The 12,698-nt window shown below is 68.3% G+C and carries 12 protein-coding genes and 1 tRNA gene; 11 read left to right on the top strand and 2 right to left on the bottom strand.

Translation table 11 applies throughout. The features are described from left to right. Positions 1 to 9: 9 nt before the first annotated feature. The 11 genes from cysS (at position 10) to HJG44_RS07795 (ending at position 11,112) form a co-directional block, all read left to right on the top strand. Positions 10 to 1,389, top strand: a complete 1,380-nt coding sequence (cysS, locus tag HJG44_RS07845; RefSeq protein ID WP_171217789.1) for a cysteine--tRNA ligase — start codon at positions 10 to 12, stop codon at positions 1,387 to 1,389. 339 nt (positions 1,390 to 1,728) lie between these two features. After that, positions 1,729 to 2,256: a single-stranded DNA-binding protein gene (ssb, locus tag HJG44_RS07840; protein ID WP_171217788.1), complete on the top strand. Its 528-nt coding sequence runs from the start codon at positions 1,729 to 1,731 to the stop codon at positions 2,254 to 2,256. A 16-nt stretch (positions 2,257 to 2,272) separates the two neighbouring features. Further along, on the top strand, positions 2,273 to 3,397 hold the full coding sequence (locus HJG44_RS07835) for a M20 family metallopeptidase (protein ID WP_246736104.1): 1,125 nt from the start codon (positions 2,273 to 2,275) through the stop codon (positions 3,395 to 3,397). 185 nt (positions 3,398 to 3,582) lie between these two features. Further along, positions 3,583 to 6,381 (top strand): DNA gyrase subunit A, encoded by a 2,799-nt coding sequence (gyrA, locus tag HJG44_RS07830; RefSeq protein WP_171217787.1) that lies wholly within the window; start codon positions 3,583 to 3,585, stop codon positions 6,379 to 6,381. Positions 6,382 to 6,445: 64 nt separating this feature from the next. Next, complete coding sequence (gene coaD, locus HJG44_RS07825) at positions 6,446 to 6,949, top strand: pantetheine-phosphate adenylyltransferase (RefSeq protein WP_171217786.1); 504 nt, start codon at positions 6,446 to 6,448, stop codon at positions 6,947 to 6,949. A 29-nt stretch (positions 6,950 to 6,978) separates the two neighbouring features. Beyond that, positions 6,979 to 7,539 (top strand): peptidylprolyl isomerase, encoded by a 561-nt coding sequence (locus tag HJG44_RS07820; RefSeq protein ID WP_171217785.1) that lies wholly within the window; start codon positions 6,979 to 6,981, stop codon positions 7,537 to 7,539. A 13-nt stretch (positions 7,540 to 7,552) separates the two neighbouring features. Then, on the top strand, positions 7,553 to 8,020 hold the full coding sequence (locus HJG44_RS07815; RefSeq protein WP_171217784.1) for a peptidylprolyl isomerase: 468 nt from the start codon (positions 7,553 to 7,555) through the stop codon (positions 8,018 to 8,020). 51 nt (positions 8,021 to 8,071) lie between these two features. Next, on the top strand, positions 8,072 to 9,151 hold the full coding sequence (gene queA, locus HJG44_RS07810; protein ID WP_171217783.1) for a tRNA preQ1(34) S-adenosylmethionine ribosyltransferase-isomerase QueA: 1,080 nt from the start codon (positions 8,072 to 8,074) through the stop codon (positions 9,149 to 9,151). Beyond that, a complete protein-coding gene (gene tgt / locus HJG44_RS07805; protein WP_346767120.1) occupies positions 9,148 to 10,356 on the top strand; it encodes a tRNA guanosine(34) transglycosylase Tgt in 1,209 nt (402 codons plus the stop codon). Before queA ends, tgt begins: the two co-directional genes overlap by 4 nt. A 34-nt stretch (positions 10,357 to 10,390) precedes the next feature. Beyond that, positions 10,391 to 10,466, top strand: a tRNA-Lys gene (locus HJG44_RS07800). A 46-nt stretch (positions 10,467 to 10,512) separates the two neighbouring features. Beyond that, positions 10,513 to 11,112, top strand: coding sequence for a hypothetical protein (locus tag HJG44_RS07795; RefSeq protein WP_171217781.1), 600 nt, complete (start codon positions 10,513 to 10,515; stop codon positions 11,110 to 11,112). Here the strand turns inward: HJG44_RS07795 and HJG44_RS07790 are convergent. Together HJG44_RS07790 and HJG44_RS07785 are read right to left on the bottom strand one after the other, a co-directional pair. Then, complete coding sequence (locus tag HJG44_RS07790; protein ID WP_171217780.1) at positions 11,103 to 11,819, bottom strand: histidine phosphatase family protein; 717 nt, start codon at positions 11,817 to 11,819, stop codon at positions 11,103 to 11,105. The two genes, HJG44_RS07795 and HJG44_RS07790, sit on opposite strands and share 10 nt — an antisense overlap. Positions 11,820 to 11,888: 69 nt before the next feature. After that, positions 11,889 to 12,680: a helix-turn-helix domain-containing protein gene (locus HJG44_RS07785; protein WP_171217779.1), complete on the bottom strand. Its 792-nt coding sequence runs from the start codon at positions 12,678 to 12,680 to the stop codon at positions 11,889 to 11,891. Positions 12,681 to 12,698: the final 18 nt, after the last annotated feature.

Raw genomic sequence — 12,698 nt, 5'->3', positions numbered from 1 at the left:
TCCTGTAGAATGACCGCGCCGCTCAGGCTGACGAACACGCTGACGCGCCGGAAGGAGGAGTTCCGGCCGATCGATCCGGCAAATGTGCGGATGTATGTCTGCGGCCCGACCGTCTACGACTTCGCCCATATCGGAAACGCCCGGCCGATCATCGTCTTCGACCTGCTGTTCCGGCTGCTGCGGCACCTCTACGGGCCCGGGCACGTCACGTATGTCCGCAACGTCACGGACGTGGACGACAAGATCAATGCTCGGGCGGCCGAGCGCGGAATCTCCATCCGCGAGCTCACGGACGGTACCCTTGCGCAGTTCCACGAGGACATCCGGGCGCTCGGCGTGCTTATGCCGGAGGACGTGAACGTCCCGGGCGAGCGGCCCCGGATGGTCGAGCCGCGCGCGACCGACCATGTCGAGGAGATGCGGCGGCTAATCGAGCGGCTCGTCGCCTCGGGCCATGCCTATGTGGCGGAGGACCACGTTCTGTTCGACGTGCCCTCCATGCCGGATTACGGCTCGCTCTCGAAGCGTCCGCTCGACGAGATGGAGGCTGGCGCGCGCGTCGACGTGGCGCCCTACAAGCGCTCGCCGCTTGATTTCGTTCTCTGGAAGCCGTCGAAGGCGGGCGAGCCGTCATGGCCCTCGCCGGCCGGCATCGCGGCACCGGGCCGGCCTGGCTGGCACATCGAGTGCTCCGCGATGTCCTGGAAACATCTTGGCGAGACTTTCGACATCCATGCCGGCGGGCTCGACCTCATCTTCCCGCATCACGAGAACGAAATCGCGCAGTCGCGCTGCTGCTTCGGCACGCCCGTGATGGCCAATTACTGGCTGCATAACGGCTTCCTGCAGGTCGAGGGCGACAAGATGTCGAAGTCGCTCGGCAACTTCGTGACGATCCGGGATGCCCTGCGCGACTGGCCGGGCGAGGTGATCCGCCTCAACATGCTGAAGACGCATTACCGCCAGCCGATCGACTGGACCGTGCGCGGGCTGGAGGAGAGCTGGAAGACGCTCGCGTCATGGCGGGGAAGGGCGGGGCTTGAGCCGGCGGCACCGGATGAACGGTTCGCACCGAGCGTGCTCGATGCGCTGCTCGATGACCTGAACACGCCCAAGGCGATTGTCGAGCTGCACGAACTGGAGCGGGATTCGGAGAGCCTCCTGTGGCCGACGCTGCGGGCCCTCGGCTTCCGCGGAGAGCTCGAGAATCCGAAGGCCGCTGAGATCGATGCGGCGGCGGTTCAGGAGAAGATCAAGCGTCGCCTCGCTGCGCGGGCCGCGAAGAACTGGGCCGAGTCCGACCGCATTCGCGACGAGCTGAAGGCGATGGGCGTGCTGCTCAAGGACAACAAGGACGGGACGACGACCTGGGAGGTCGCCCGGCCCTGATGGCGCCGCGCCGCACCTCCCTCAGTGATAGGCGATCAGCCAGCCGACGCTCGCGAGCGGGGCGATCACGCCCAGAACGAAGCAGACGATGAAGTTCGGCATCTCGACACCCGAATCCGGAGCGCCAGCGGCGCGATGGTTGCCGGGTGAACGGGCGCGGCCGTTCCGATGTTCCAGCTTGGGACATCGTCATAGGCTTGACACGGTGCCGCACATCTGCATGTTCATTAGAACAAACTGAGAACTTTCTGCTAAAGCGCCTGTGGGCGGCGGCTGTTCCGGCTTGTTCGCGGAACGGCTTGGGCAGATAAGGCTCAAGGTCAGGAAAGGTGGTGTGTCATGGCCGGCAGCGTCAACAAGGTCATCCTCGTCGGCAATCTCGGCCGCGATCCGGAGGTCCGCCGAATGGGATCCGGCGACCCGGTCGTCAATCTGCGAATCGCCACCTCCGAGACCTGGAAGGACAAGAACACGGGCGAGCGCAAGGAGAAGACCGAGTGGCACTCGGTCGTGATCTTCAACGAGAATCTCGGCCGGGTCGCCGAGCAGTATCTGCGCAAGGGCTCGAAGGTCTATGTCGAGGGCCAGCTCCAGACCCGCAAATGGACGGACCAGTCCGGCCAGGAGAGATATACGACCGAGATCGTGCTCCAGCGCTTCCGGGGCGAGCTGACGATCCTGGACAGCCGCGGGGGGGGAGCCGGGTCGGATTACGCCGACGAGCCCGGCCAGGTCAGCCGCGGCGGCGAGTTCGGCCGCTCCGGGCCGATGGAGAAGCGGCCCGCCATGGCAGGCGGCGGGGGAGGGGGCGGCGGCGGTTCGCGCGGCGGCTACGCGAACGACCTCGACGACGACATTCCTTTTTAGGCCAAGGTTCCGCCCCTTGCTTCCGACGGACCATGCGGCAGCGGTCGCTGGCATCTCGGTCTGGGCTGCGATCGAGAGCCCGACCCACGATGCGGCGGGCGTGAACCGCGCCATGGATCTCGTGGCCGCGGAGGCCGGCGCGGCCGCGATAGCGGCCGAACGCATTGCGGGTCGGGACGGGCTCGGCGACAGCCTCCTGCTCCGGGCGGGCCCGCGGACCGGGGATCGCGGGATACTGATCCTCTCCCATCTCGACACCGTCCATCCGGTCGGGACCCTCGCGCGCGACCTGCCGATCCGGGTCGAGGGCGACCGCCTCTACGGGCCGGGCGTGTACGACATGAAGGGCGGCGCCTGGCTCGCCTTCCAGGCATTCAGGGAGGTTGCGCGCGAGGCCTCTGCGCGGCTGCCCCTGACCTTCCTGTTCACCCCGGACGAGGAGATCGGCTCCCCGACCACCCGCTCGCTGATCGAGGATCTCGGGCGAAAGGCGGCCTATGTCCTCGTGACGGAGCCGGCGCGCGACGGCGGCAAGGTGGTCACGGCGCGCAAGGGCGTCGGGCGCTTCACGGTCGAGATCGAGGGCCGCCCAGCACATGCGGGCAGCCGGCACCCGGACGGGCGCAGCGCGATCCGCGAGGCGGCGCACCAGATCCTCGCGGTCGAGGCCCTGACCGATTACGAGCGTGGCGTGACGACGAATGTCGGGACGGTCGCGGGCGGCACGGCGGAGAACGTCGTGCCCCAGCGCTGCCGCTTTACGGTCGATCTCAGGGTGGTCACGGCCGCGGACGGCGAGCTCTACGGAGAGAAGATCCGGGCCCTCCGACCCGTCGACCCGGATATGCGGGTTCAGGTGAGCGGGGGCATGAACCGCCCGCCCTACGAGTGCTCATCCGAGACGGCTCGCCTGTACGGGCGGGCGCGCGAGATCGCAGCCGAGCTGGGCTTCGATCTCGGTCAGGTTCCGCGGACGGGGGGCGGCTCGGACGGCAATTTCACGGCCGCGCTGGGGGGCGCCACCCTGGACGGCCTCGGGATCGACGGTGACGGCGCGCATACGCTCGCGGAATACGGCCTCATCTCCTCCGTTCGGCCCCGGATGGCCCTGATGACGAACCTGCTGCGGCGCCTGAGCTGATTCGGGCTTCCAGGCTGAGCCTGGCTCGTTGCCGGAGGCTGTCCGGGTTCCCATATGAGGTCGAGCCCAAGGCGTTGGCCTACCTTACGGAAATTGCGCTTGGACCTGTGGGCGGACATGGTCCGGCGGTGGCCGTCCGGTCCCGGATCGGCTAACGCGCGCAAGCGGAAATCGGACACGACCTTTTGGCTGACGAGACGGACAATACGGGCGAGCCGGGCTTCAATCCGGCCGCGGACATCAAGCCGGTGTCGATCACCGACGAAATGAAGCGCTCCTATCTCGATTACGCGATGAGCGTGATCGTGAGCCGGGCGCTGCCCGACGTGCGGGACGGCCTGAAGCCCGTGCACCGGCGCATCCTGTTCTCGATGCACGAGAACAACTACACGCCGGACCGGCCCTACAACAAATCCGCCCGCGTGACCGGCGACACGATGGGCAAGTACCATCCACACGGCAATCTCGCGATCTACGACGCGCTGGTGCGCATGGCCCAGCCCTTCTCGATGCGGCTGCCGCTTATCGACGGGCAGGGCAATTTCGGCTCGGTCGACGGCGATCCGCCTGCGGCGGAGCGTTACACCGAGGTGCGCCTGGAGCGAGCCGCGATGCCGCTCCTCGACGACCTGGACAAGGACACGGTCGACTTCCAGCCGAACTACGACGGCCGCGAGAAGGAGCCGGTCGTCCTCCCGGCCAAGTACCCGAACCTGCTCGTGAACGGGGCGGGCGGCATCGCGGTCGGCATGGCGACCAACATCCCGCCGCACAATCTCGGCGAGGTGGTGGATGCCTGCATCGCCTATATCGACGATCCCGCCATCACCCTCGAGGCCCTGATGGAGATCGTCCCGGGGCCGGACTTCCCCACCGGGGGCTCGATCCTGGGCCGGGCCGGGATCCGCTCCGCCTACCAGACCGGGCGCGGCTCGATCCTGATGCGCTGCAAGTGGGACACGGAGGAGATCCGCGATCGCGAGGCGATCATCATTTCCGAGATTCCCTATCAGGTGAACAAGCTCACCCTGATCGAGCGGATCGCCGAGCTGGTGCGGGAGAAGCGCGTCGAAGGCATCGCCGCGATGCGCGACGAATCCGACCGCGACGGCATGCGCATCGTACTCGAACTGAAGCGCGAGGCGCTCGCCGAGGTCGTGCTGAACCAGCTCTACCGCTACACGCCGCTCCAGACGAGCTTCGGCGCCAACATGGTGGCGCTGAATGGCGGCCGGCCCGAGACGATGACGCTGCAGGACATGGTCCGCGCCTTCGTCGAGTTCCGCGAGGAGGTGGTCAGCCGCCGCACGAAGTTCCTGCTCGGCCGCGCCCGCGACCGCGCCCACGTCTTGTGCGGCCTGGCGATCGCGGTCGCCAATATCGACGAGGTGATCCGGCTGATCCGCACCGCGCCCGACCCGAACACGGCTCGCGAGCAGCTCATGGGGCGCGACTGGCCCGCGGCCGATATCGGGCCGCTGATCGCACTCATCGACGATCCGCGCCACAAGCTCGCGGCGAACAACACCTATCGCCTCTCCGAGGCGCAGGCCCGCGCGATCCTCGACCTCCGGCTGCAGCGCCTGACGGCGCTCGGCCGCGACGAGATCGGCGAGGAGCTCCACAAGCTGGCCGCGGAGATCTCGGACTACCTGGAGATCCTGCGCTCCCGCGAACGCATCATGGGCATCATCAAGGACGAGCTGCGGGCGATCCGGGACGCCTTTGCTACCCCGCGCAGGACGCAGATCCTCGACTGGGACGCCAATGTCGAGGACGAGGATCTGATCCAGCGCGAGGACATGGTGGTGACCGTGTCGCACGCCGGCTACATCAAGCGCGTGCCGCTCTCCACCTACCGGGCGCAGAAGCGGGGCGGGAAGGGCCGCTCCGGCATGCAGACGCGGGATGAGGATTTCGTCACGCGCCTTTTCGTGGCGAACACCCACACGCCGATCCTCTTCTTCTCCTCGCGCGGCCAGGCCTACAAGGAGAAGGTGTGGCGGCTGCCGCTCGCCGCGCCGAACGCGCGCGGCAAGGCCCTCATCAACATGCTGCCCCTGCAGGAGGGTGAGCGCATCACGACGATCATGCCGCTACCCGAGGACGAATCGTCCTGGGAGCGGCTGGACGTGATGTTCGCCACCGCCCGCGGCAACGTGCGGCGCAACAAGCTGTCCGACTTCGTCCAGGTGAACCGGAACGGCAAGATCGCCATGAAGCTCGACGAGGGCGACCGCATCGTCGGGGTTGCGACCTGCCGCGAGGAGGGCCAGGGCTATCCGGGGCACGACGTGCTCCTCACGACGGCGGGCGGTCAATGCATCCGCTTCCCCGTCTCCGAGGTCCGCGTCTTCAAGGGCCGTGACTCCACGGGGGTGCGAGGCATCACGCTGGCGGAGGACGACGAGGTGATCTCGATGTCCATCCTCCAGCATTTCGAGGCGACCCCGGAGGAGCGCGCGACCTACCTGAAGGATTCGATGGCGCGCCGGCGTGCGCGGGGCGCGGAGCCGGTCGACGAGAGCGCCGTAGGCACGGATGGCGCGGAGGAGGATGTCTCCACCGAAGTCGAGCTCGGCGACAAGCGCATCGCGATGGAACTCGCCGAACAGTTCGTCCTGACGGTGTCCGAGAAGGGCTTCGGCAAGCGCACCTCCTCCTTTGCGTACCGGACCACGCGGCGGGGCGGGAAGGGCATCGTCGCCATGGCCATGGCCGAGCGGAACGGCCGTATCGCCGCCTCCTTCCCCGTCGGCGAGAACGACCAGATCATGCTCGTGACCGATGGCGGGCAGCTGATCCGCGTTCCCGTGGACGGGATCCGCATCGCCGGACGCTCGACCCAGGGCGTTACGATCTTCAGCACGGCCGCGGGCGAGAAGGTCGTCTCGGTCGAGCACCTGGAAGGCGAGGAGGACGAGACCCCGCCGCCGGAGGCTGACGAGATCGCCGAGGGCGGCGCGCCGGACGGCTCCGTCTAGCGGGACCGCGGAGGTCCGAAAGCGGGCTTGCCCGCTTTCGGGGGAGCCGCTAACGCGCAAGCCCATGCCGCGCACAGCACTCTATACCGGCACCTTCGACCCGGTCACGAACGGCCATCTCGACGTGGTGCGCCGCGCCGCGCGCATCGCCGACAAGGTCGTCGTCGCGGCGGGAATCCACTCCTCCAAGACGCCGATCTTCACGGTCGAGGAGCGGCTCGAGATGCTGCGCGAGGCCTGCGCTCCTGCGGTCGAAGAAGCAGGCGCCGAGTTCGAGGTCGCGACCTTCAGCGGTCTTGCTATCGAAGCCGCGCGCCGGCATGGGGCCACGATCATCGTGCGCGGCCTGCGTGACGGCACCGATCTCGATTACGAGATGCAGATGGGCGCCATGAACGAGACGATGGCGCCCGACATCCATACGGTCTTCGTCCCGGCTTCGCCTGCCGTCCGCCCCATCACGGCCACTCTCGTACGGCAGGTGGCGCAGATGGGTGGCGACGTCTCCGCCTTCGTGCCGCCGGGCGTGGCCCGGCGCATCGAGGCCAGGTTTCAGAGCCGCCGCTGAGCCTCAACCCAGGATCACGGGATCACGGAATGACGGGACGCAATCTCACCCGCCGCGGCGCTGCGGCCCTGGTCGTCGGAGCGCTCGCTGCGCCGGCCCTGGCGCAGGGCGCGGCCGACCCGCAGAACACGGTCTATCTGGAGACCAAGGACGGCCGGATCACGATCCGCCTGCGGCCGGACCTTGCCCCCAAGCACGTGGCGCAAATCAAGACCCTCGTGAAGCGCGGCTTCTACGACGGGCTGAGCTTCCACCGTGTCATCGACGGGTTCATGGCCCAGACGGGCGACCCGAAGGGGAACGGAACGGGTGGGTCGGACCTGCCGAATATCCCCGCCGAGTTCACTTCCACTCCCTTCAAGCGGGGCACGGTCGGAATGGCCCGCTCGTCCGACCCGAATTCGGCGAACTCGCAATTCTTCATCTGCTTCGGCGATGCAGGCTTCCTCAACAACCAGTACACCGTCGTCGGCGAGGTCACGTCGGGCCTCGACGTGCTCGACAGGATCAAGAAGGGCGACCGGGCCAGCAACGGCGCCGTGAGCAACCCCGACAAGATCGTCCGCATGCGCCTCGCAGCGGACGTATAGAAGGACACTATCCATGGCCGACCCGGAGAACACGCTCGTCCTCGAGACGACCAAGGGCAGGGTGGTGATCGAGCTCCGTCCCGATCTTGCCCCGAACCATGTCGAGCGCATCAAGACTCTCGCCCGCCAGGGCTTCTACGACGGCGTGCCGTTCCACCGCGTCATCGACGGGTTCATGGCCCAGAGCGGCGATCCGACCGGCACCGGCACCGGAGGGTCGGACCTCCCAGACCTCAAGGCCGAGTTCAACGCCGAGCCGCATGTCCGCGGAATCTGCTCCATGGCGCGGACCAGCAACCCGAACTCCGCCAATTCGCAGTTCTTCATCTGCTTCGACGACGCCCGCTTCCTCGATCGCCAATACACGGTCTGGGGCAAGGTGACCGAGGGCATGGAGAATATCGACAAGATCAAGCGCGGCGAGCCCGTCCGCGACCCGGACCGCATCACCTCCATGCGCGTGATGGCCGACGCAGCCTGATCTCATCGGGCAGAAGGAGTACGGCGCGGCTTCGTCCGCCGCGCCGGAACCATGCGTGTCGATGCGTTCGATTTCGAGCTGCCGGCTGAGCTGATCGCGCTCCGGCCGGCGGAGCCGCGGGAGGCGGCGCGGCTTCTCGTGGTGCCGCCCGAAGGGCCGTTCCGGAACCTGAATGTGCGCGACCTGCCGGACCTCCTGAGGCCCGGCGACGCGCTCGTCGTCAACGACACCAGGGTCGTTCCGGCCCGGCTGCGCGGGGTCCGGGTGCGCGGCGACCATGCGGCGCGGATCGAGATCATGCTGCATCAGCGTCTCGGCCCGGATCGCTGGCGGGCCTTCGCGAGACCCGCCAAACGCATCGAGGCCGGGGAGCGAATCCGCTTCGGCGAGGCCTCGGAGAGCATCGCCTGCTTTCTCGGCCAGCTTGATGCAGAAGTTGAGGAAAAGACCGAAGGGGGCGAGATCACCTTGCGTTTCGCCTTCTCGGGTCCTGCTCTCGACGAGGCGGTCGCGGCGCTCGGCGAGGTTCCGCTGCCGCCCTACATCGCCGGCCGGCGCCCCGCGGACGAGCGGGACCGGACCGACTACCAGACGATGTTCGCGGAGGAGGACGGCGCGGTGGCCGCGCCCACGGCGGGCCTGCATTTCACGCCGGAGCTCCTGGCCCAAGTGCAGGCGAAAGGTGTGGCCGTGCACAAGGTCACGCTCCATGTCGGCGCGGGCACCTTCCTGCCGGTGAAGGCCGAGCGCACGGAAGAGCACCGCATGCATGCGGAGTGGGGCAGCGTGGACGACGTCACCGCCGCGGCCCTGAACGAGGTCCGCAGGCGGGGCGGGCGCATCGTGGCGGTCGGGACCACATCGCTGCGGCTGCTGGAGAGCGCCGCAGGCCAGGATCACAGGATCGCAGGCTTTCAAGGCTGGACGGACATCTTCATCACGCCCGGATACCGGTTCCGGGCCGTCGATTGCATGATGACGAACTTCCATCTGCCCCGCTCGACCCTGTTCATGCTGGTCTCCGCCTTTTCAGGGCTCGAGCGGATGCAGGCTGCCTACCGGCACGCGATCGCGGCCGGGTACCGGTTCTACTCCTACGGCGACGCATGCTTCCTGGAGCGGCGCGCGTGACGGATGCGTTCTCCTTCGCAGTCTCCGCGACCGACGGAGAGGCCCGCAGAGGCACGATCGCGACCCCGCGCGGCGAGATCCGCACGCCCGCCTTCATGCCCGTCGGCACGGCGGGAACCGTCAAGGCGATGCTGCCCGAGCAGGTCCGGCAGGCAGGCGCGGACATCGTGCTCGGCAACACCTACCACCTGATGCTCCGCCCCGGCGCCGAGCGCGTGGCGCGGCTCGGCGGACTGCACCGGATGATGAACTGGGAGCGGCCGATCCTCACCGATTCGGGCGGCTTTCAGGTGATGTCCCTTTCGGGGCTGCGGAAGATCGACGAGCGCGGCGTGACCTTCCAGTCGCATATCGACGGATCGCGGCACGAACTCTCGCCCGAGCGCTCCATCGAGATCCAGGGACTGCTCGGCTCCGACATCCAGATGCAGCTCGACGAATGCGTGAAGCTGCCCTGCTCCGATGAGATCGCCGAAAAGGCGATGCATCTCTCGCTTCGCTGGGCCGAGCGCTGCCGTGTCGCCTTCGGCGAGCAGCCCGGACGCGCGATGTTCGGCATCGTGCAGGGCGGCGCGGTGGAGCGGCTGCGGGTCGAGAGCGCGCGGGAGCTGACCCGGCTGGACCTAAAGGGCTACGCCATCGGCGGGCTCGCGGTCGGCGAGCCGCAGGCCGTGATGCTGAGCATGATCGAGGCCGTGATGCCGCACCTGCCTGCGGCGAAGCCGCGCTATCTCATGGGTGTCGGCACGCCCGACGACATCGTCGAGGCAGTCCGGCGCGGCGTCGATATGTTCGACTGCGTGATGCCGACCCGGGCCGGCCGCCACGGCCAAGCCTATACCCGCTACGGCCGGCTGAATCTGCGCAACGCCGTCCATGCGGACGATCCGCGCCCGCTCGACCCGGCTTCGGCCTGCCCGGCCGCGAACACCTATTCCCGGGCCTATCTCCACCATCTCGTCCGCGCGGGCGAGATCCTGGGCATGGTGCTGCTGACTTGGGCTAACATCTGGTATTACCAGGACTTGATGGCGGGTCTTCGCAAGGCGATAGAGGAAGGGCGCCTGTCCGACCACATCGCGTCGGTGAAGGCCGATTGGATCCGCGGCGCACCACCCGGACCGAGAGCGTCGTGCCGATCGGAGGCCGCCGATGGCGACGCAATCCTCGCACTTTCCGACGGGACGGTGCGGCGGGGCATTTGACCCGGTCCCCTCATGCCCCTATCTGGCGCGGACCGAGCGCGTAGCTCAGCTGGTAGAGCAACGGACTTTTAATCTGTAGGTCCTGGGTTCGAGTCCCAGCGCGCTCACCATTCACCACCTGGCGGGTATCCGGACGGCGACGGGACAGGGTCGGTCATGCTGCGCATCGCCTCCCTCGCCTTGGCCGCAACCACCATCGCGGCAGCCGCGCTTGGCCAGAGCCTCGAGTTGCGGCCGACCGTTCCGGCCGAACCGCGCTCCCCTGCAGAATGCGGCCCGCGCGCTGCGCTCTACGGGGCAGGTAAGGTTCGAGTCTGGGTCTTGCGGAAAGGCACGCTGCGGGAGGAGAACCCGCTCCGGCCGCTCTCCCCCGAGACCCTGACCGTGCTCCAGGTCGTCGTGAACGGGCGGTCGGCGACGGCTTTCGGACCGAATTTCGAGGAGATGCGTCAGGGGGGTGCACCGGCGCGCCTGGAAGAGGCGAGCGGCTCCTCGATCGCCTGGGAGAGCGGCAAGGAGAACCTGCCCGCAAGCTTCCGCGTCGTCTCCGAGGACGGACGGGTGCTGCTCGGGCCGCTCACCTTCCAGTCCTGCGCGGACGCGCCGGCGGTCGCGGCCGAGAAGCCGGCCTCCAGGACCCGATCGGGAGGGGGCGAAGCGCGGCGGCCGGCCCGGGATGCCGAGAGCCGTCCGGGCCTCCCGCAGGGTGCCATACCGTCTGACGGCGGGGGCGGGCTCTCGCTGCCTCAGCCCTGAGGGGCATGCCGCGCCGGGCCGCCCTCGGGCCAGCCATGTCGGTTCACCACGCCGATCCGCCAGCCGGATCCCGTCTCGCCGGAATAGTGGTCGAGCCGGGTCAGCGAGCAATTCTCGACCGCGAAGGCCAGGGCGGCCTGGGGAGCCAGATCGAGCGCATGCGCGATCGCCCCGCGGATCGTGCCGCCATGGGCCACCGCCACGATGTCACGCCCCGCATGCTCCGCCGTGAGCCGCTCGATTGCGGCTGCGACGCGCCGGCAGAGATCGGCGAAGCTCTCGCCCTCCGGCGGGCGCTCCTCGGCCGGCGCGAACCAGTAGCTTGCCGCCATGGGCTGCCGGTCGGCGAAGAAGCCGGCCCGGTCCTGACCCTGCCACGCCCCGAGATTCTGCTCCGCGAAGTCCGGCACGACGATCGGCTCGGGCGGCGCGGTACCCTCCGCGAGGTAACCGGCCTGCCACAGTGCCAAAGCCGTCTGGTGAGTGCGGCGGAGATGGCTGGTGACCCAGACAGCATCCTTCGGCAACTCGGCTGCCAGCCGCTCGAAGATGTGCGTGTCCCCGCAATCGCAGGCGATGTCCGACTGGCCGTAGATGCGTCCGTCATCGCTCCGGACCGGCGCATGCCGAACCCACCACCAGCGGGTACGTACAAAGGCGGTCCGGCCGGAGCCTGATGAGAGATGCTGGGTCGGGTCGCTCGTCACGTGATCTCCTGCAGCCGCAGGTTCTCATCCCCGATCGGCCTCCGGCAGGCAACTCGGACGAGGCGCAAGTCAGGCAGAAGTAACCCGGCGCAGGGCCTCGGCCGTGGCTGCGTCGGCGGGAAAGAACGTCTCCAGGGCCAGCTCGGACAGGGTCACGTCGATCGGCGTTCCGAACACCGTCGTGCAGGAGAGGAGCGACAGCGTGCCGGTCGGAGATGCGAGCCGCAGCGGGACCGCGAGCCCGGCATAGTCGGGCTTGCTTTCCTCTCCCGCGGGCGGGGCGGGATAGGTAGAAAGCTCGTTGAGAAGCCGGATCAGGACCGGATCGCCCGTTATCGCGATCTGGTCGCGCAGGCGGTGGAGCAGATGCTCCCGCCATTCGGGGAGGTTCTCGATCTGCGGGGCGAGCCCGCCGGGGTGCAGGCTGAGCCGCAGCACGTTCACGGGTGGCTGGAGCAGGGTGGGCTCGCTCACGCCGGCGAGAAGAGGCGCCACCGCCGCGTTCGACGCGGCAAGCCGCCAGTGCCGGTCGATCGCGATGGCGGGATAGGGCTCGTGTCCCTTGAGAATCAGCTCGACGACTTCGCGCGCCGGCTTGAGCGCGGGGTCGTCCAGGCTCCGCTCCGGGTAGCTCGGTGCGTAGCCGGCCGAGAGCAGCATGAGGTTGCGCTCGCGCAGCGGCACGGAGAGCCGCTCGGCGAGCCGCAGCACCATGTCCCGGCTCGGGGCCGAGCGGCCGCTTTCGAGGAAGCTCAGGTGCTTCTGCGAGATTTCCGCCTCGAGAGCGAGATCGAGCTGGCTCATGCGGCGGCGCTGCCGCCACATCCTGAGATGATCCCCGATCGGCCGGATGCTCGTCATGGAGAGGAGGTTAGCCGA

Origin of the sequence: Enterovirga aerilata (assembly GCF_013044135.1) — a bacterium.
In the GTDB taxonomy this organism is placed as follows: Bacteria; Pseudomonadota; Alphaproteobacteria; order Rhizobiales; family Beijerinckiaceae; genus Enterovirga; species Enterovirga aerilata.
Note: the sequence above shows the minus strand (reverse complement) of the source record. Positions and strands in the feature narration are given on the sequence as shown.